Source organism: Cellvibrio sp. PSBB006 (genome assembly GCF_002162135.1).
Taxonomy (GTDB): domain Bacteria; phylum Pseudomonadota; class Gammaproteobacteria; order Pseudomonadales; family Cellvibrionaceae; genus Cellvibrio.
The window spans coordinates 351,125-371,156 of sequence record NZ_CP021382.1 but is presented as its reverse complement, the minus strand read 5'-3'; the positions used below and the strand labels follow the sequence as shown (position 1 = coordinate 371,156).

The 20,032-nt window shown below is 51.7% G+C and carries 18 protein-coding genes; 7 read left to right on the top strand and 11 right to left on the bottom strand.

Annotated elements, in window-relative coordinates; all coding sequences use genetic code 11:
- The first annotated feature begins 8 nt into the window (after positions 1-8).
- Both CBR65_RS01665 and trmA read left to right on the top strand, forming a co-directional pair.
- Positions 9-755: a hypothetical protein gene (locus CBR65_RS01665; RefSeq protein ID WP_087465253.1), complete on the top strand. Its 747-nt coding sequence runs from the start codon at positions 9-11 to the stop codon at positions 753-755.
- 113 nt (positions 756-868) lie between these two features.
- A complete protein-coding gene (gene trmA / locus CBR65_RS01660; RefSeq protein WP_087465252.1) occupies positions 869-1,975 on the top strand; it encodes a tRNA (uridine(54)-C5)-methyltransferase TrmA in 1,107 nt (368 codons plus the stop codon).
- Here trmA and CBR65_RS01655 read toward each other — a convergent pair.
- Together CBR65_RS01655 and rmuC are read right to left on the bottom strand one after the other, a co-directional pair.
- Positions 1,972-2,433 (bottom strand): DUF2489 domain-containing protein, encoded by a 462-nt coding sequence (locus CBR65_RS01655; protein ID WP_087465251.1) that lies wholly within the window; start codon positions 2,431-2,433, stop codon positions 1,972-1,974. The genes trmA and CBR65_RS01655 overlap by 4 nt on opposite strands.
- 15 nt (positions 2,434-2,448) lie before the next feature.
- Positions 2,449-4,005, bottom strand: coding sequence for a DNA recombination protein RmuC (gene rmuC / locus CBR65_RS01650; RefSeq protein WP_232461308.1), 1,557 nt, complete (start codon positions 4,003-4,005; stop codon positions 2,449-2,451).
- A 167-nt stretch (positions 4,006-4,172) separates the two neighbouring features.
- Here rmuC and CBR65_RS01645 point away from each other — a divergent pair, with 167 nt between their 5' ends.
- The 4 genes from CBR65_RS01645 to CBR65_RS01630 all read left to right on the top strand — a co-directional run bounded on the left by CBR65_RS01645 (position 4,173) and on the right by CBR65_RS01630 (position 11,870).
- Complete coding sequence (locus CBR65_RS01645; RefSeq protein ID WP_087465250.1) at positions 4,173-4,670, top strand: tol-pal system YbgF family protein; 498 nt, start codon at positions 4,173-4,175, stop codon at positions 4,668-4,670.
- Between the two features lie 8 nt (positions 4,671-4,678).
- Positions 4,679-5,515 carry a glutamate racemase gene (murI, locus tag CBR65_RS01640; RefSeq protein WP_087465249.1) on the top strand — a complete coding sequence of 279 codons (837 nt, stop codon included), beginning with the start codon at positions 4,679-4,681 and terminating at the stop codon, positions 5,513-5,515.
- Between the two features lie 95 nt (positions 5,516-5,610).
- A complete protein-coding gene (locus CBR65_RS01635; protein ID WP_087465248.1) occupies positions 5,611-8,334 on the top strand; it encodes a PD-(D/E)XK nuclease family protein in 2,724 nt (907 codons plus the stop codon).
- Positions 8,331-11,870, top strand: coding sequence for an exodeoxyribonuclease V subunit beta (locus tag CBR65_RS01630; protein WP_087465247.1), 3,540 nt, complete (start codon positions 8,331-8,333; stop codon positions 11,868-11,870). The genes CBR65_RS01635 and CBR65_RS01630 overlap by 4 nt, the downstream gene beginning before the upstream one ends.
- Before the next feature lie 120 nt (positions 11,871-11,990).
- Here the strand turns inward: CBR65_RS01630 and CBR65_RS01625 are convergent, their stop codons facing one another.
- The 7 genes from CBR65_RS01625 to CBR65_RS01595 all read right to left on the bottom strand — a co-directional run bounded on the left by CBR65_RS01625 (position 11,991) and on the right by CBR65_RS01595 (position 16,092).
- On the bottom strand, positions 11,991-12,425 hold the full coding sequence (locus CBR65_RS01625) for a YciI family protein (RefSeq protein ID WP_087465246.1): 435 nt from the start codon (positions 12,423-12,425) through the stop codon (positions 11,991-11,993).
- A 118-nt stretch (positions 12,426-12,543) separates the two neighbouring features.
- Entirely contained in the window at positions 12,544-13,476 is a 933-nt protein-coding gene (locus CBR65_RS01620) for a hypothetical protein (RefSeq protein ID WP_087465245.1), read from the bottom strand.
- 86 nt (positions 13,477-13,562) lie between these two features.
- On the bottom strand, positions 13,563-14,069 hold the full coding sequence (locus tag CBR65_RS01615; protein ID WP_157671943.1) for a DUF3106 domain-containing protein: 507 nt from the start codon (positions 14,067-14,069) through the stop codon (positions 13,563-13,565).
- Between the two features lie 5 nt (positions 14,070-14,074).
- A complete protein-coding gene (locus CBR65_RS01610; RefSeq protein ID WP_157671942.1) occupies positions 14,075-14,323 on the bottom strand; it encodes a hypothetical protein in 249 nt (82 codons plus the stop codon).
- Entirely contained in the window at positions 14,313-14,669 is a 357-nt protein-coding gene (locus CBR65_RS01605; RefSeq protein WP_087465242.1) for a hypothetical protein, read from the bottom strand. Before CBR65_RS01605 ends, CBR65_RS01610 begins: the two co-directional genes overlap by 11 nt.
- Positions 14,666-15,283, bottom strand: a complete 618-nt coding sequence (locus CBR65_RS01600; protein WP_087465241.1) for an RNA polymerase sigma factor — start codon at positions 15,281-15,283, stop codon at positions 14,666-14,668. The genes CBR65_RS01605 and CBR65_RS01600 overlap by 4 nt, the downstream gene beginning before the upstream one ends.
- Before the next feature lie 125 nt (positions 15,284-15,408).
- Positions 15,409-16,092 carry a hypothetical protein gene (locus CBR65_RS01595; protein WP_087465240.1) on the bottom strand — a complete coding sequence of 228 codons (684 nt, stop codon included), beginning with the start codon at positions 16,090-16,092 and terminating at the stop codon, positions 15,409-15,411.
- 415 nt (positions 16,093-16,507) lie between these two features.
- On the opposite strand from CBR65_RS01595, the gene CBR65_RS01590 reads away from it, so the two are divergent.
- Positions 16,508-17,584: a 3-deoxy-7-phosphoheptulonate synthase gene (locus CBR65_RS01590; protein ID WP_087465239.1), complete on the top strand. Its 1,077-nt coding sequence runs from the start codon at positions 16,508-16,510 to the stop codon at positions 17,582-17,584.
- Positions 17,585-17,701: 117 nt separating this feature from the next.
- On the opposite strand, the gene CBR65_RS01585 is transcribed toward CBR65_RS01590, so the two are convergent.
- Together CBR65_RS01585 and CBR65_RS01580 are read right to left on the bottom strand one after the other, a co-directional pair.
- On the bottom strand, positions 17,702-18,943 hold the full coding sequence (locus CBR65_RS01585) for an allantoate amidohydrolase (RefSeq protein WP_087465238.1): 1,242 nt from the start codon (positions 18,941-18,943) through the stop codon (positions 17,702-17,704).
- 10 nt (positions 18,944-18,953) lie between these two features.
- A complete protein-coding gene (locus tag CBR65_RS01580) occupies positions 18,954-20,012 on the bottom strand; it encodes an adenosine deaminase (RefSeq protein WP_087465237.1) in 1,059 nt (352 codons plus the stop codon).
- Between the last annotated feature and the right edge of the window lie 20 nt (positions 20,013-20,032).

The window sequence follows — 20,032 nt, the reverse complement described above, 5'->3', positions numbered from 1 at the left end:
CATCCGTCATGAAAAAAAAGATTACTCGCCTGTTCTCACCGCTGTGTATGGCCGTCCTGTTCTCCGGCTGCGCGCAACAACCTGTTGTGACGCCCACTGAAGATCCGACTCAACTGATTCAACTTGCCACCGACATACTCACCAAAGCGGTTTATACCAATAGTATTTTTAATCAATGCACGCCTTTGGGAGATGATGCCGAACTTGAGGCGGTCACCGTGCAGCAGGATTGGATCGATAAAAATTGGCCCGCCATCCTTGCCGCCGATCACTACTACACGACACAACTGGGTCCACAAGCCATAAATTATGACGGACAAGCTATTTCATTGAACGCCGTTATGCTGGCACACAACGCCAGGAAGCGTGCAATTGATGAATTGAACCTCAAACAACGCACCCTGACTAATCAGCAGAAGACCTGTGTGCGGCGCATTCAGACCATCGCGCAACAAGAGATGGCATTAACCCAGGGCGAGCAGGCACACGTGGATCTGCAAGCACTACAACAACAATATACCGGTGATACCACTAAAATTGTTCCGGTACCCACCCTGGCTGGCGATATAACCACTGAACGGGAAAATGGCCGCTCTTACTTTTTATTATTTGAAGAATTTAAAAAGGAATGTCCGGATGGGCAGTTTATTGTGGTGCATAACCAATGGCCGCACGAAGCCTATGCCTCTTATTGCGGAGAGGCTCCCGTTTCACTGATCAGTTGCGAATGGGGTAAGTGCACCCAGCAACGTTAATGTGTCAAGCCACAGGCTTTCATCACCAAACTCGCGTATCATGGCGGCTTAACGCCGCCTTGTGCAAAATGCTGATTTGCACGCGCTTCAACACCCTTTTATGACCTGACTGCATGACTATTGATTCCTTCTCCCCCGACGCTTACGAACACCAACTTACCGATAAACTCGACCGCTTACAGCAGGAGTTTGCTGAATTTTCATTGCCCGCATTGGAAGTCTTTCGTTCACCGTTAAAACACTACCGGATGCGCGCCGAATTCAAGATGTGGCACGAAGGCGACACCGTCAGCTATGCGATGTTCAAACCGGGTGAATACCGCAAACCCTACCCCATTGAAAATTTCCCTGTGGGTTCCGAACAAATTAACCAGTTAATGCCGCTATTGTTGGCCGCCATTCACCGGGAACCGGTTTTGCGACAGCGACTGTTCCAGGTCGAATTTTTAACCACGCTCAGCGGTCAGGCATTGGTCACCCTGGTTTATCACAAAAATTTGAAAGACGACTGGCGTAAGGCTGCACAACATTTACATCAGGCTTTAGATATCGCTATTGTCGGTCGCAGTCGCGGGCAAAAAGAAATTATAGATCGGGATTACGTCACTGAAACCTTACAGGTAGGCAATAAACCTTTTCATTACCAGCAGGTTGAAGCCAGCTTTACCCAGCCCAACGCGAAAGTGTGCGAAAAAATGCTGACCTGGGCGGTAGAAAAGAGCAACAGTTTTGGTGGCGATCTGGTGGAGTTGTATTGCGGCAACGGCAACTTTACCCTGCCACTGGCACAGAACTTCGGCCGCGTACTGGCCACTGAAGTAGCCACAACGTCCGTGAATTCGGCGCTTTACAATATCAAGCTGAATCAGGTGACGAATGTGGCTGTTGCGCGGATGTCGAGCGAGGAATTTTCTCAGGCATTGAACAAAGTACGGGCGTTTTACCGCCTGAAAGATATCGACCTGGACAGCTATAAATTCAGCACCATCTTTGTCGATCCACCACGGGCCGGTATGGACCCACTGACTACCGGCATTACCCAGGGCTTCGACAATATTATTTATATCTCCTGCAACCCTGATACCTTGCGTGACAATCTGCGGACAATTACCCAAACACACGAGATCACCGACTTTGCGGTGTTTGATCAATTTCCCTATACACACCACCTTGAATGTGGTGCCATCTTACGGCGAAAAAATCTTTCAAAGACTCGCTAAAACTCGCGCCCTTTGATACGCACCGCCGCATCCAGCACGAAGTCGCGATAACTGGCTTCGTGCTTCATGCGCTGTAGATCAAATTGCATCTGCTCCTTGCGGCTCAGTTTTTTCCAACCATCCAGAATCGGAATATGCTCAGTGAGGCTGCGCAGCTGATAAAACGCGGAGAACTCTTCACGCACGCCATCATCCACACCAAGGCTGTCGAGTAAAACCGAGATTCGAATGCAGGCTTCTGTCAGGGTCAAATCTTCGGACTGGGAAGCCTGGGCCAGAATTTGAATACTGCGGTTGATATTCGCACGCTGTTCCTTTATCGCCTGCTCCTTCTCAGCCAATAAAGCGCGCTGCACCTGATTTTTCTGATGTACCTTGTACAAGAGCACGCCGGCAATAGCCGCCAGAATACTCACAATAATCAAACCGATAACCAACAGGATTATTTCAAGACTCATGGGTAAACCTCAATATCAGGTGTTGTTTTCGGGGAGCACATCAGTTGAGTTTTCAACTGAGTCTTCAGGTAGCTCCTCCAGCAATTGTTCGTCGTCCAGCGGCGTATCATCAATCAGTTCACGATCAATACGTTTTTTGGTTTTCGCTCCCAGGCGGCGGATATCGTCCACGCGCTTGACCAGGTTGCCGCGCCCGGTCTGCAAACGTTTGCGCGTTGTGTCATAGGCTTCGCGGGTTTTATCCAGATAGTTGCCGAGACTGTCGAGAGATTCCAGCAACAGCACGAATTGATCGTGTAGCGCACCCGCATCGCGAGCAATACGTTCAGCGTTGCGATTCTGTTTTTCGTATCGCCAGATATTTTCTACCGTGCGCAGAATCGCCAATAAGTTAGTGGGGCTAACAAGGATAATACGCCGATCATAGGCCTCATGGGACAAGCCCGGTTCATGTTGCAAAGCCAGCAGAAAAGCCGCTTCAACCGGCACAAAGATAAACACAAAGTCCAGTGACTTAACGCCATCGAGTTTTTCATAATCCTTCACACTGAGTTGCTTGATGTGGCTGCGCAAAGACGCCACATGCGCGGCTAAGTAGCGCTGGCGTTCCAGATCATCATCGGTATTACAATATTTTTCATAATCGACCAGAGAGACCTTGGCGTCGATGATGATGTCTTTATTCTCCGGCAAATGCACGATCACATCCGGCATACGACGGCTGCCGGATTCGTCGGTAAAACTGATCTGGGTATCGTACTCACGTCCTTTCTGTAGACCGGATTGTTCCAGCAAGCGCTCCAACACCACCTCACCCCAATTACCCTGAACCTTGGAATTGCCTTTCAATGCCTGGGCAAGGTTGATCGCATCTTCACCGATCTTCTGGGTTTGTTTTTGCAGTTCCAGTACCTGTCCCGCAAGGCGGTTGCGGTCAGCGGTTTCTTTTTCGTAAACGTCTTCTACCTTGCGACGAAATTCATTGAGTTGCAATCGCAACGGATCAAGCGTCGTCTCCAGCAAACTCTTACTGCTGCTGGAAAACTGTTGTTGTTTATGGTCAAAAATTTTATTGGCAATATTTTCAAACTCCTTGCTCAAATCCAGCTTTGCATCCTGCAAGAGCTTAAGTTGTTCCGCAAAATTTTGTCGCTCCTGTTCGAGTCGGGTTTTTAATTCAGTCAGTTCATTTTGTGCTGTGTGAGCTGCCTGTTCACTCCGGCGCAACTGTAGTTGCACATCACCCAGAAACTGCAGTTTCTCACGCGCCGCTGCAAATTCCTGCCGTACTTCACCAAGCTGATGCTGCAGTTGCGTTCGCTGTTGGTCGCCATCTCGCAGCACCGACTTCAATTCCTCTTGCTGGCTGCGCAGGTAATCGAGTTCACGAATCAGGCCGGCCTCGCGCAGATCCCATGCGCTCTGACGGCTCGCCAGTTCGGTTTCCAGGTCACGGGTACGGCTGAATACCGCCTCATCCGTGCGTCGGCGCAGTAGCAATGCGCTAAGTATAACGCCCAACAATAGTCCCCCCAGCGCAGCGGCCAGCAGGATGATAGTGTGATTATCCAAAAGTCGTTCCTATTGAACCGGCCGATGAATTGCCGGGTTATTGACCGTCGATACGCCAGCGAGGCGCGCTTTGGTGCGGTAGTTCACCGAATCCGTGGTTGTACTTGTATACCGGGTGAAGGCCCCAATACAATCGCCATCCCACGAACCCGTTTGTTCAAGGTATCATGTCTTCCACTAATCCCGAGCTCACCCGCAAGATCCGTCAGCTTTGTGCTACCGGATACCAGCATTACGATGCCGGCGATTACAAGGCTGCCTTGCGGCTATTCTATCAAGCCTGGCTGCTTCTGCCCAAGCCGCAAACAGATTGTGTTGAAGCGGGCTGGGTGTTGACAGCCATCGGCGATAGCTATTTCCGTTCCGGCCAATACCAGCCGGGTCGCGAGGCCTTGCAGTCGGCCTTATGTTGCCCTCAGATGTCGCAAGCGCCTTTTATACATTTGCGCCTGGGCCAGTGCTTATGGGAATTGGGCTTATATGACAGTGCACGCACAGCTCTTTTATGCGCGTATGACATTGCCCGGATGGATATTTTTTCTGCTGAAGATCGCAAGTATTATTTCGCCATCGCCGGTTTGTTGTCCCGCCAGACGTTAAATGAGCCATCACCGGGAATTTCCAGCGAACAGCACCAAAAACTTTTTCAAACCCGAGGGAATTGAATCGTTACATGAACACCATACAGCACACTCCACGCATCCTGGTCTTTGACTCCGGCGTGGGGGGCCTGAGTGTTATGCGCGAAATCCAGCAACGCTTGCCGGACTGCCAATATCTCTACGCCTCTGACAATGCCGCCTTTCCCTACGGAACAAAATCTGAAGACGAGTTGATCGCACGCGTCGATAAAGTGCTGCACGCATTATTGCAGCACATTGAGCAGGGGTACGGTCCGGTGGATATCATTGTGGTTGCCTGCAACACCGCCAGCACCCTGACATTGCCCCATATCCGCAGTCACTTTACCCAACCCATTGTCGGTGTGGTGCCGGCGATAAAACCGGCTGCCATACACTCTGCAACCAAACTCATTGGCTTATTGGCAACACCGGCCACCGTGGCTCGCCCCTACACGCACGACCTGATCAGGGAATACGCTGGAAACTGCACAGTCATTTCTGTCGGCAGCAGCGAGCTGGTTCACCTGGCAGAGCAAAAATTGCGCGGCGAAACTATTGCGCTGGAAAAAATCGCGGCGATTGTTGCACCCTTTGCTACCGCACCGCGCGCTGCAGAGTTGGATACGTTAGTCCTCGCCTGCACCCACTTTCCGTTGTTACAAGATGAGTTGCGCCAATGCCTGCCAGGCACGATTCAATTCATTGATTCCGGCGAAGCCATCGCCCGCAGGGTTGCGTTTTTATTGCACCAACCACCACCCGTTTCCCGCACAGATTTACGTCATTGTCATTTGGCCTTGTTTACCAAAGCCACCCGTGAAGTGGAATTACTGCGCGCAGCATTGAGCAATTTTTCATTGGAAAAAGTCGACATTGTGGCGTGTTGACATTGTCGATAACCAAGCCTCAGACATAGCCTTAACGATACCCCTGTGCGATGATAACGCCACTTCAATAACCGATTATTTACACAGGTTTCGGCATGGTCGCTGCATTGTTTGATATCACTCCCCTGCTGCCCGCCTTGTCCCAGGGCGATTTAATTCTCACGGCCAATAATCGCCTGCGCAACCACATACTGCGCGCTTATGGGGTTTACCAGCAAACACAAGACAAGAGCGTATGGGCAGCACCAGCTATTTACCCGTTGAATCAATGGCTACGGGAATGTTGGCACCAATTGCAAGATCAAGCCTATGAGCCTAGTCAGGTGATGATTGCCAGCGCCTTGCAACGCCAATACCTGTGGGAAGATGTCATCACCCATTCCAGTGTCAGCGATGCGTTGCTGCAACCGGAGTCGTTGGCCCAAAGTGCAGACAGTGCGTTACGCAATCTCGCGTTATGGCGTTTGGATGAAAAGGCACTGCACGGATTTGAAAATCAAAACACGCAACATTTTGTGAGCTGGCTACAGGAATTCAATACGCGTCTCGCACAAATGCAATTGATCACCGAGGAGAAATCTTTCGATATTGTTGCCGATGCCTTCGCTAGCAATATACTGGCGCGCCCAATGCGCATTTACCTGCAAGGCTTTGATGATATTCCGCCGCTGATTAATCACGTGTTAAATCTGGCCAGCCTGGACATTATTCCGTTGCCACCACAACGCGTTACCCACAATAAAATCGACCGTGTCAGCGCAACAGATGATGAAACGGAAATCAACGCTGCTGCGCTCTGGGCAAAACAGATATTGGAACATGATGCGGATGCGGTGATCGGTATTATTGTGCCCAACCTCGGACAATGTCGCGATCAAGTAGAGCGCTTATTTACCGATGTCTTTGAACCCCTGGCAAAGCTGCCGGATAAACCGCGTTACACCTTGCCATTTAACTTCTCCGCCGGTACGCCGCTGGCAGCGACGCCGATCATTTATGCTGCATTGGAATTATTGAACCTCACGCGCGGTCCCTGGGAATTGGACAGCTTGTGCGATCTGATGCAATCCCCGTTTTTCAGCGACGCTGATAACGAATGGACGTTGCGTGCCAGCATTTGTGAACGGCTGCGCAAGCAAGGCAAATTTATGATCAGTGCAGCGGATTTGCATTACCACTCGCGCAAAATCTGCGATGCCTTGAAGATAATCTCAACAGATAATCTTGCTACACGGCTTATCGCACTGGAAAATCAACGCCGCGCCAGCCTCGGCCAACACGCGGCAGGCTATTGGGTGGATTTTTTTCAACAACAATTAAACCTACTGGGTTGGCCTGGAACGCGTCGACTGGATAGCCAGGAGTTCCAGCAAGTCAAACTCTGGCATCAGGTGCTGGATGATTTTGCCACCCTGGACAGCACCGGGTTGCGACTTGATCATCATCAAGCGTTGAAACAACTGCGCAACCTCGCCGGTAAAACGCCGTTTCAGGCACAGACACCGGATTCCCCCATTCAAATCCTGGGTGCGCTGGAAGGCGCCGGCCTACATTTCAGTCATTGCTGGGTCATGGGCCTGCATCATCGCCAATGGCCGCCGGTACCCGCACCCAATCCGCTGCTGCCGATGGCCTTACAACGCGACCATCAAATGCCTCACGCCAGCGCTGAACGTGAACTGGTTTTTGCGCAGGCGCTGACGGAAAATTATCGCCACTGCGCAGCGCAGGTGGTGTTCAGTTCAGCTCATAGTGATACGGAAAATGAATTGCGTCCCAGTGCCTTAATTCGTGCTATTCCGGAGACAGCGTTAACTGATCTGGTGCTCACCCGTGTCAGCTGCACGCAACACAATGCACAGACCATCACAGCGGTAAAACAATGGCAACTGGTGCAGGTTTCACGCGGTCCGCAATTATTACTGAATGACAAACCGGTGCGCGGCGGCAGCAATGTATTTAAACAACAGGCAGCCTGCCCCTTTAATGCCTTTGCGCGCTTGCGCCTCGGTGCAGAACAGATCAACGAACCAGTGGCCGGTTTCTCTGCCATTGAACGCGGCAATATTCTGCACAATGCGCTGGCCATTATCTGGCGCAAACTGAACAACTCTCACCAGTTACTCGCCTTGTCCGATGATGAATTGCACAAACTGATCAACACAGCGGCAGCGGAAGCCATTCGCCCGGCACAGCAACAACGCCCGGCGGAATTAGGGCCTTTTTATTGCTCGCTGGAACAGGAACGACTTGTGCATTTATTACATGAGTGGCTGGAGCAGGAAAAAACGCGGCCGCCGTTTACCGTGATAGCCATCGAAGAACAACGTACCGTCAATTTTGCGGGCCTGACATTGCAGCTACGCATTGATCGCATCGATCAACTGGAATCCGGTGAATTGTTATTGATTGATTACAAAACCGGTTCACCCAAAATCAAAAGCTGGCTCGGCGAACGTCCCGATGAACCGCAGTTGCCGCTCTATGCTGTCAGCCACCATGAACCAGTGGCCGCCATTGCTTTTGCGCAACTCAATGCCAAAGCCGTGCAATGGCTCGGCACCGGGCATTTGTCGGTATTCCACGAAGGCATTCAGCCACCGCCCATGGAATGGCCTGAACAACTGGCGCAATGGCAAAGTTGCTTGCAACAACTCGCCCAGGATTTTATCGCGGGCGATGCGCGGGTCGACTTTAAAGACCCATCCGCCATGCAATACGCAACGGATTTAATTCCGTTAAACCGATTGTTGGAAGCCGATACCATCGGTGCGTTGGTTGATGCCGGAAACATATCGGTCGTGAGGGAATTGCCATGAACCTTGAGCAATTACCGCACGCCAGTTTTTCGCCCGACTCACCACCAGACATCGACGCCCGTCGCGCCGCATTGGACCCCACCCAATCCTTTGCAGTGTCAGCGCCAGCCGGTTCAGGTAAAACCGGACTATTGACCCAGCGAGTATTAACCTTGCTGGCGTACTGTGACGCGCCGGAAGAAGTTCTCGCCATCACCTTTACGCGTAAAGCCGCCGGTGAAATGCAGGACCGGATATTACAAGCCTTATGGCAGGCAGCAGAACAGCCGGAACCGGACAACCCTCACGCACGCCTTACCTGGAAACTGGCGCAAGCTGTACTGCAACGCGATCGTGAATTGAATTGGAATTTATTATCCAGCCCGCAACGTTTGCGCGTGCAGACTATCGACAGTTTATGCCGTTCTATTACCAAACAGTTGCCACTGGCCAGTGGTCTGGGCGCGCAACCCGACACCCTGGAAGATGCCAATAAAGCGTATCGTCTAGCCGTGCGCGAATTTTTTGCGTTGTTGGAACAGGATTCACCGTTACGTGATGACCTCGCCCGCCTGCTGCGCCATCTCGATAATAATCTCGCCAGTATTGAAAATTTACTGGTAGCGCTGCTCGCGAAACGTGAACAGTGGTTGGAAGTGTTACTGCAAGCGCGCCAGCAACATGCGCGGGATTATCTTGAACAAACCTTGCACCAGGTGATTGTCGAACACTTGCAACAGGTGCAAGCCTGCTTGCAACTGCACGCCAGCGAGTTATGCGCGATCGCCGATCAGGCCGCAAAAAATCTTGAGCAGGAAGCGCCGCAGAAACATCGCATTCGCGAATTATTAGGTATTACCGGCTTACCCTTATGTGAACCCAATGCTGTTGAACAATGGGTTGCGTTTACTGATCTATTACTGACCAACACCGGCACCTTTCGTGCACGCCTGACAAAAAACGAAGGCTTTCCTGCAGGCAAGGAAAATACGCTGTTAAAAGAGCGCTTTGCAAAGTTGATCGATACATTGCAGGAAACCCAACCAGAATGCGCCGCGCTACTCCAGGGTATTCGCGGCTTGCCAACATCAACGTATGAAGACCAACAATGGCAATTGCTCGATAGCCTGACCCGATTGCTGCCCTTGCTAGTTGCACAATTAACACTCGTGTTTAAACAACTCGGCGCAACGGACTACAGTGCAATTTCGCAAGCTGCTTTACTGGCGCTGGGGGATGAAGATGCGCCCACGGATATTGCCCTGCAACTGGATTACCGCATTCGTCACATCCTGGTGGATGAATTTCAGGATACCGCCAGCCCACAATTGCGCTTGCTAGAAAAACTCACGGCGGGCTGGCAGCCCGATGACGGACGCACACTGTTTATCGTGGGCGACGGTATGCAATCCTGTTACGGTTTTCGCAATGCCAACGTCGGCTTGTTTCTCGATGCACGTCGACGCGGGATAGGCAGTGTTGATTTGCAAGCCCTGGACTTGCGCGTTAATTTTCGGTCGCAGGCGGGGATTGTGAAGTGGGTAAATCATACCTTTCATTGTGCATTTCCAGCGCAGGATGACATCAGTCGCGGCGCGGTAAAATATTCGCCGTCTATCGCCTTTAATCAGGACTTACCTGACCCTGCGGTGAGTTTTTTTGCATGCGCTTACGTTAACGACACCAACAACGCGAAGGGCGAGAAAACCTTTGACGAAAATGGTGATAATGACAATTATCCGGGCAAACAAACGGCGCAGCACAATGAAGCGGATCAGGTCGTGCGACTCGTGCAACAAGCGCGTGCTGAAGATCCCGAGGGCACAGTAGCGATCCTGGTTCGCACGCGTTCACATCTCGCACAGATATTACCGGCATTAACTGCAGCAGGCTTACGTTGGCAAGCCACCGACATTGACAGCCTCGCCAGTCGTATGGCAATTGTGGATTTAATGTCGCTGACACGCGCATTGCTGAACCCCCAGGATCGCATCGCCTGGCTCGCGATTCTTCGCGCGCCCTGGTGCGGTCTGGATTTACATGACCTTCATGCACTCGTCAATGTCGATGTAGGTGAGCGTAGTCCGCGCGTGAAAGAAAATGGCTATCCCGTGATCTGGCAACAATTGCAGCACCATATCCATATCGACGCCTTAAGTGCTGAGGGAAAAAAATTAATCGCACGGTTGATGGCAAGGTTACAGCCCGCCTTGCGCCAGCGCCGCCGCAAGCCCTTGCGCCAGTGGATCGAAGGCGTGTGGTTGGCGTTGGGCGGACCGGCTGTTTTACTGGACAGCAACGACAGCGATAACGCAGCCAGTTATTTTGCGTTGCTCGAACGCTATGACGAAGGCGGCGGTATCCGCGATTGGCAAGGGTTTGATACGGCCGTACAAAAACTGTTTGCCAAACCGCGCGCCGATGCCGATCCGCGTTTGCAGGTGATGACGATTCATAAATCCAAAGGGCTGGAGTTTGATACGGTCATTATTCCCGGGCTTGATCGTTTGCCGCGTCGCGACGACAACGAACTATTGATGTGGCAGGAACGACTGGATGCCCAGGGCGAAAACCAGTTGTTGCTCGGCCCGCTTGCCGCCACTGGCGAGGACCACAGCGCTATTTATCGTTTTATGCGTGCCGAAAAAGAAAAACAACAACATTACGAAGCCACACGTTTGCTCTATGTGGGTTGTACCCGCGCCATCAAACGTTTGCATTTGCTTGCGTGTGTAAAACAAAAAGATGATGCCCTTACTACACCCAATAAAAATTCGCTGCTATCCAGTATTTGGACGGAGGTAAAAGAAGATGTACACGTATCCTCCGCAAAACCAATGGCGCCTGCCCCGCAATTAGCGCTGAATATTGAGCAACCGGGTCTGCAACATATCCTGCGGTTGACGCCGGATTGGCAGCTGCCCGCCTTAGCGGACGTTGGTTTGCTCAAGCAGTATCGCGGCCACGAATACGATGATGAAGAGAACTTACCGGAGTCGGAAACACGCAGCAATCGCCTGGCGCGCCACACCGGCACGCTGATTCATCGCACTTTGCAAGTCATCACCGAGAGCAATCAGGTGCATGAATTAACCGGAGAAAATATCAATATCTATTTAACAAGCCGGACGCCTTTTTGGCAGATTCAATTGCGCCAATCCGGTTGGCAGGACGCCGAATTGAATTTGGCTATTGAAAGAGTAAACCGTGCATTAAGGCAAACACTAAGTGATTCGCGCGGCCGATGGTTGTTGGATAATTCCCATGAGTACAGTGCCTGCGAATTGGCACTCTACCAGCACAGTGATCGTTTGCGGGAATCGATTGTTGACCGCACATTTGTTGCCGAGGGCGTGCGCTGGATTGTGGATTACAAAAGCAGCGAACCTATGCAAAATCAGACCGAAGCGGAATTTATTGCGCAGGAAACCGAGAGTTACCGGGAACAATTGGCGCGCTATCGGGAATGGTTTGGTGTGATGGATGGGCGTGAAACGAAGACGGCGTTGTATTTTCCGTGTTTGAAGGATAACCGTTGGGTTGAGGTGTTTTGGTAATTATTGTGGGGAATGTATTGCTGGAAAAATAAAGTCGGATTGTGTGGGGCAATCCGACTTGTATTTTTTTGGCAGGACAGTGTCGGATTACGCTACGCTAATCCGATCTACGGGTGTTTATTAATAGGCTTGGGATTGCTTTTCCAGTTTTTCGCGTAGCTTTTTTTCCTGCTCAGCGATTTCCGGGGTGACGACCTCACCGAAATCTTCCAGTTCATACACCGGGCGGATGTCGATATCCGAATCTTCCAACATCGGGTTCGGGCAGCGCTTTACCCACTCGATGGCTTCTTCCATGGATTTCACTTGCCACATCCAGAAACCAGCGATTAATTCTTTCGTTTCCAAAAAAGGACCGTCGGTCACGGTGCGGTTGTTGCCGGAAAAATGTACGCGCACGGCTTTTGAGCTGGGTTGTAAACCGTCGCCTGACAACATGATACCGGCGTCAACCAGCTCTTCATTAAATTTCCCCATGGCTTCCATCAATTCTGTGCTGGGCATGATGCCGGCTTCGGAGCTGGGCGTTGCTTTTACGATTACCATGACTTTCATTGTGTCGTCCTCTTTAATGGATTATGGAGCTAATTGTAGTGCGCATCAGCACGCAATGACAAAACTCATAACCTAGTCGAATGGTAGATGCTGGATTCGACAACCGGTAGGAAATTTTTTAGAACGAATACGTCACACTTGCACCGAACTCCTGCTCCGGATAACCGGCAACATCGAGATAATCATTCACATAAGCGCGCACGCGGAATTTTTCGAACATTCGCACATTCGCGTAAGCCGTCAGCCACTCCACATCCTCACCACCGGGAATGTAGGCTTGTTGCGTGTTGGCACTGGCGCCCAGAGTTAACCAAGGCGTGAATTTGTAGCCGCCATCAACCGTGGCATAGGCGTAATTATCGTAGCCGTAATTAATCACTTCACCCTCTTCATCACCGGGCTCCGAGTAAGCCACGCCACCGGAAATCCATACATAACCCACGGCAACATAACCCAACCAATTACCTTGTAAACCACTAAGGGTCAAATCCAGCGTCGTGTCCCGGGTGCCGCTGCCGATGCCGGTGTCTTCATCGCCGTTGTCCCATTTGTAACCTAGCCCGATACTGCCCAGCCAAATACCTGCGTCATCCAATTGCGTCGTACGGCGAGCGAACAGGGAGATATCGCTCATGCCCGACACCGAATCACTCACCGTTTCCGGCTCCGTCGTTTGCTGGTCACAATAATCCAGTTGCTCACCAGTCACCCGACCGCGATTGATCAGTAGTTGCCGCTGCAAATCCGTCAGCGAACTTAACCGCTGACAAATGCGCGATGGCGTCGGTTGAAAGCCGTTAACAAAATATTCACCTTCGATACTTTGCCAGGGCAAGCTCAGGCTGATGTCCCATTTGCCCGCCTGCACGTAGGGCAGCAGGCTGATGGTGTTCAGATCGGCGTCGCTGTTGTCGAAGCTTTGGTGTTCGCGTTGTGCACGCACGTCCATACCCCAATGCACAAGGTCATCGCTTTGTGCCAGTGTCGGTGTGCTTACACAAACCAAACCCAAGGTTAAACAATATTTCCAGGAAGTGACTTTGTTATTCATGGTGAAACTCCTGTTGTTATACAAATTTAAAGCAAACGGGTTCTGTGGGAGTGAACTTCCACTCCCGTTTTAATGTGATGTTCGGGTTATTGCCGCAGACGCGGCAGGTTCAGCAAGCGTTCGCGTGTCAATTGACGCTGCTCGCGATTGAGATCGCGAAAGCGCTCACGCAATTGATCGCGCTGCTCCTGGGTCAGGGATTGCCAACGGTTACGCAAGGCATCCTGTTGTTCCACCGGTAATGATTGAAACCATTGGAAACGCTTGCGCAAATCCTCCTGTTGCTCCGGCGACAGATTTTTAAAGGTTTCATAGCGCGCCCGCAGCGTTGCTTTTTCTTCATCCGACAGTTGTTGCCAGCGCTGGAAGCGGTTCATGAGGTTTTGTCGTTGTTCCGGTGACATGGTCTCGAATTTTTCCGCGCGCACCAGTAATTGCTGGCGCTGCTCAACCGAGAGTGAATCCCAGCGCGGTTGCATCGCCTGCAACAACTGTTGTTGTTCTGCGCTCAGGTTTTTCCAGTCGGTATCCTCAGCCGCCCAGGCGCAGTTGATACCGGTTAACACGATAATAATCAGCATAAAAATTTTCATGATGGTCATTCCTCCGCAGCAACTGATGAGTGCGGATTGCTGGTTGAAGAGTCTGCGGTTCGGGTTGCGTCCGCGTTATCCGGTAATTGTTGCAATTGGGCAAACTCCATGGGGTCAATGACCTCACCTTTTTCGTTGCTGAATTCCAGCATGTATTGCCAGAATTCGGCGGAAGGTGCTTGCACATCTGCCGCGTAAACGACGGAGCCGCTTAAACACAAATAAAAACCGATATGCAGGTAATTAGCTTTCAATGTCACTCTCCCCGATGGCTAATAACATCTCCATATCGAGCAGCATTTGCGGATCTTCCTGCAAATAACTCATGCTGAGATCCTGTGCATCCGGCTGGGGATTTGCCTGATCAAACTGGCCGACCATCGGCACCACAACCAACGCCGCCACACTGGCCGCGACTGCCAGGCCGCCCATCCATTCCCGTTTATAGGAGCGATGGTTGACCGCCGTGCGGCGCGCTCGCGCCAATTGCGCCAGGGTGTGCTCGTCCAGATCATCAAGACTGCGCTCCAGCGAGTCAGCCACCTGGCGACTGAGTTGCTCGTCGCGCTCGCTCGTGGGTTGATGAGGATCGTTAGTCATGGTTTTTCTCCGCCGGGGTTGTTCTGCTGTGATGCTTCATCGTCACTCAATGCGGCGCGCAGACTTTGCAGCGCACGAAAATAATGGGTCTTCACACTGCCTTCGCTGCATTCCATTGCCTGCGCCGTCGCGGCTACATCAAAACCTTCCCAGGCGCGCAGTGTGAAGGCTTGTCGCTGCCGCAGAGGCAAGGCTTCCAGCAAATGGATAACCCGCTCCACATCCCGCGCCCGGGCCAATAAATCCGCCGGATTGATGTCCTTTTCATCGGCGACTGCCAGCATAGGATCATCGGATTCGTCATCATCCACCCGTGCTGATTGCCAAAACCATTTACGCTGCCGTGTTTGCTGCCGGTGCCAATCCATCAGGCGGTTATTCAGAATTCGTTGAAACAGCAAGCGCCACTCTTCCTGCGGGCGGGTGCGGTAATACTGCACCAATTGCAACATTGCATCCTGCACAATATCGAGCGCATCCGCCGCGCGTCGGGTTGTCATCAATGCTGTGCGATACGCGCGACGCTCTACCTGAGCAAGAAAGCCATCCATGGTTTGCGGTTGTCCTTCCGGTTTAGCGGCTGCCGCATTGATGGGTGTTATTCTGGCAAGCATTCTGGTTCCGTAAGTGAGATTGAACTAGCACTATTGACCGACAGTTTAGCGACTATTTCTGTTGCGCGCGCCGCACTGTTTCCCCAGGTATCCGGGCACGACAGCTGCCTGCCGTGCCCCGTGTTTTACTCGGCCGCGTCTACACTGCGTTCACGTTTGACGCTGGTGGTGGTGCTGGCCTGGCTGTTGGGTCCGGAAGCCATCACCGTTTTGGTCAAACTCCTCTCGTCTTTATTGACGCTGACATCGGCCGAGTGAGTGCGGGTATTGCCATTGGCGTCGGTATGGCTGGAATTGCGGGTAAACCCGTCCTCGGTGCGCGCCAGCAGACTTTCGCCAGACACACTGGTGGTTTCTCCCGCACTATTGGTGCGTGTTGCCGACATTTCCTTGCTGATGGTGCCTGCCTCTTTATCGACGGTTAGCGAACCTGAACCGGAGCGGCTATTGCCGTTGGAATCGCTGTAGGTGCTCACCCGTTCCAGGCCATTTTCCGTGCGGCTTATTACCCGCTCACCAGCATAGGATGTGCCGTCAAAGGCAACACCGGAGACTGTACGTGTGGCGACGCCGGCTTCATTGTCACGCACGATGGCGCTGCTGTGGGTGGCGGTTTCGCCTTGGGCGTTGGTGCGCGTGACTTCACGGGTTGCACCGCTGTCGGTGGGGCGGCGTTCGATCTGACGGGTGATGCTGCCATTGGCGGTGGCATTGATGACGGTGCGGTCGAGGATATTGCGTCGCTCAGCCTGGGCGCTGGTGGCGGCGACAGTGAGGACCAATGCAATTGATAGGATGGACTTGTTCATGGTGATTCTCCTGGTGGTTTCGGTGGATGCGCGAGAGGTTTTTCGCGCTTTCAGGGGGATTAACGAAGTCGGGGGGAATCGGTTGACAGGGAAGTGAAAAAATTTTTGCGGGGCAGGAGTATGGGGTAGAGGGTTCGGGACACGCCGTGAATACTTCCCTGTAGGCTCAACGTCGGCATCCATGCCTCCGATGGTCCCGAACCCTCTACCCCATACTCCTTCAGTGCCATCGAATAAGCGTTAGTTTTATGTGTAGGTCCGGAGGGAAAGAGCAGGCAAGACCCACAGCAATGACTATTAAGAACTTTTATTTGATTGCTACTCCCTATATATTCCATTGATAAAAACATCCACAATCAACGCCAGTTTTTCAGTAGAATAGCCGCGTACTTACCTTTTTCGACGGACGCATGTAATGACAGACGCACAAGTAGACGATCTCAACGTGGTATCTCAGGAATTGTTAATCTCGCCCGCTACACTCAAGCAGGAACTCCCTTTGAGCGATAAAGCCCGTGCCGTTGTGACGCAAGGCCGCGCTACTGTTCGCAATATTCTGGATCGCAAGGATCACCGTATTTTTGTGGTGATCGGCCCCTGCTCTATCCATGATGTTGAGGCGGCGAAAGATTATGCCCAACGTTTGCAAAAGCTCGCTGAGGAAGTCAGCGATACTATTTATATCGTCATGCGCGTCTATTTTGAGAAGCCTCGTACCACCGTGGGCTGGAAGGGTTTGATCAATGATCCGTATCTGAATGATTCGTTCAAGATTCAGGAAGGTTTGCATATCGGCCGCAAGTTGTTGCTGGATATTGCCGAAATTGGTTTGCCTACCGCTACCGAGGCGCTGGACCCGATTTCGCCGCAATACTTGCAGGATTTGATCAGCTGGTCAGCTATCGGTGCACGGACGACAGAGTCCCAGACACACCGCGAGATGGCCAGTGGCCTGTCGTCGGCAGTAGGTTTCAAGAACGGTACCGATGGTGGCCTGACGGTAGCGATCAATGCCCTGCAATCCGTATCCAAACCGCACCGTTTCCTGGGTATTAATACGGAAGGTCAGGTGTCGATCATCCACACTAAAGGCAACACCTACGGTCACGTGGTGTTGCGCGGTGGGAATGGCAAGCCGAATTACGATTCGGTGAGCGTGGCGGTGTGTGAGCAGGAGCTGGCGAAGGCCAAACTGGTGCCGAATATTATGGTGGATTGCAGCCATGCCAACTCCAACAAGAACCACGAGTTACAGACCCTGGTGATGGAGAATGTGGCTAACCAGATTCTGGAAGGTAATCAGTCGATCATCGGTTTGATGGTGGAAAGTAATATCGGTGCGGGAAATCAAAGTATTCCGGCGGACTTGTGTGATTTGAAATACGGCGTATCGATTACCGATGCCTGTATTGATTGGGAAACCACTGAAAAAGCCGTGCGCAAGATGCGCGATACCATCAAGGATGCGTTAAAGAAACGTACCGGTGTTTGATGGGTAAACGGTGATAAAAAAGCCCTCGCTTGTCGGGGGCTTTTTTATGAATCCAGCATGTAGGTCGTATTAGCCAAAGGCGTAATCCGACATTCGCCAGTGAAATATAAATCCGGTTTATAAATTTAGGGTGGCGCCAAGTTTCAACAAGGTTCTGGTTAGCGCATCAAGCGCAAGCGCCACATCTTCCACCATCACCGATTCATCCGGGTGATGACTGACCCCGCCTTTACAGCGAACAAAATACATGGCCACGTCAGTAATCTCGGCCATAGCCATGGCGTCGTGACCGGCACCGCTCATCAGCCGCACCGGTTCGAGATTCATGTCTTCCAACACTTGAGCCTGCACACCCTGAATCCAGTCAGCGCATAACACTGCCGGCGCGTTGTGAATTTCAGTCCAATTGCAAGCCAGTTGCCGGCTTTTACAAATATCGGAAAATTCATGTTGAATTTTTGCGAGGGTTTCATCGCGCCGATCATCATCACCCGAGCGGATATCAATCGAAAAACGGGCACGACCGGGAATCACATTTACTGCACCGGGCCAGACTTCCAGTTGCCCGACCGTCGCCACCACACCGTTTTCGCGGGCAAGTCGCTCGATTAATTCCACACCCAATGCCGCACCCAACAACGCATCTTTGCGCATATGCATCGGCACCGTGCCTGCATGACCGGCATAACCTTTTACATCAATATGAAAACGACGTGCGCCAGCAATGGAAGTCACAATTCCCAAGGCATGGTCCGTGTCTTCCAGCACCGGGCCCTGTTCAATATGCACTTCAAGATACGCGAGTAAGTCCGCATTTTTTAACGCTGCTGTGCCGATGTGGTCCGGCTGTAAACCAAATTCCTTAAACGCATCCGCGAGCGAAATACCGTCGCGATCAGCGAGCGACCACCAGGCTGGATTCCAGGTACCCGCCAGGGCGCGACTACCCAACAGCGTGCTACCAAAACGAGTGCCCTCTTCATCACCAAAGCCGACAACTTCGATAGCAAACGGCAATTTAATATTGTCCGTGTGCAACTGTTCAACAGCCGCAATCGCCAACAGCACACCGAGGATACCGTCGTAACGACCGGCGTTGGGAATGGAATCCAGATGGGAGCCCAACAATAAAATTTTTGCATCATCCGTTGCACCGGCGTAATGCCCGAGCAAATTACCCGCCGCATCCGTCCAGGTGGTCATGCCGGCCTGCTCCATCCACTCCGCCACTTGCTCATTGCAACGGCGATGTTCCGGCGTCAAATAAAAACGGCTGATGCCGTCCGGGCTCGCACTGATCGCGGCCAATTGATCGCACCAGTTCATGACCCGCGCAGCAAGGATATTGATATCAAGCATGAATTAACTCTTAATGCGTTACCGCATAATCCCGAAGCTGTTTAATGAAGTGTGTTTTTTCAGCATCGCTGATAAAACTGGCCGTAAAACTGTTATGGGCCAACTGCAATGCCTGTGCGCGCGTCATCGGAAACGCATCGGCCAGTGCAAAGAAATTATCATTCAGATAACCGCCAAAATAGGTGGGATCATCCGAATTCACCATCACCCGCAACCCCGCATCCATCAAGGTAAATAGATTGTGATCCTGCATCTTGTCGTATACACATAAACGAACGTTAGACAACGGGCAAACCGTCAACGGGATTTGTGTTTCGCGCAGATATTCCATCAACGCCGGATCTTCATCCGAACGTACACCATGATCAATGCGATCCACCTTCAGCAAATTAATCGCCTCCCAAATATACGCCGGCGGCCCCTCCTCACCCGCATGAGCCACCACCCGAAACCCCTCCTCCCGCGCACGGGCAAACACCGCAGTAAACTTACTCGGCGGATGCCCCATTTCAGAACTATCCAGCCCCACCGCAATAATCTTATCCTTCCACGGCAACGCCTGCTCCAGCGTCTGCATCGCATTCTCTGCACTTAAATGCCGCAGAAAATCCATCACCAATTTAGAACTGACCCCCCACTCCTTCCGCGCATCCTCCATCGCCCGCAAAATCCCGCTGATCACCGTATCGAAAGCAATACCGCGCTCGGTGTGGGTTTGTGGATCAAACGACAATTCAGTATGAACAACATTATCTTCTTTACACTTGGAAAAATAATCCCGCGTCAGATCATAATAATCCTGCTCGTGCTTAAGCACAGAAGCGCCTTGATATAACAAATCAAGAAAACTTTGCAGGTTAGTAAACTGATAGGCGGCTTCAATTTCTGCGACGGATTTATATGGTAATTTGACTTGATTCCGTTCACCCAGCGCGAACATCATGGCTGGTGAGAGTGCTCCATCAATATGCATATGCAGTTCTGCTTTAGGCATACCCGCCAAAAACTCTTTAGTGGCAATTTCTTCCAACCTGCCCAGACCATGTAAATCCGCGTTTAAATTTCTCATTTCAACACTCCAATCTTGCC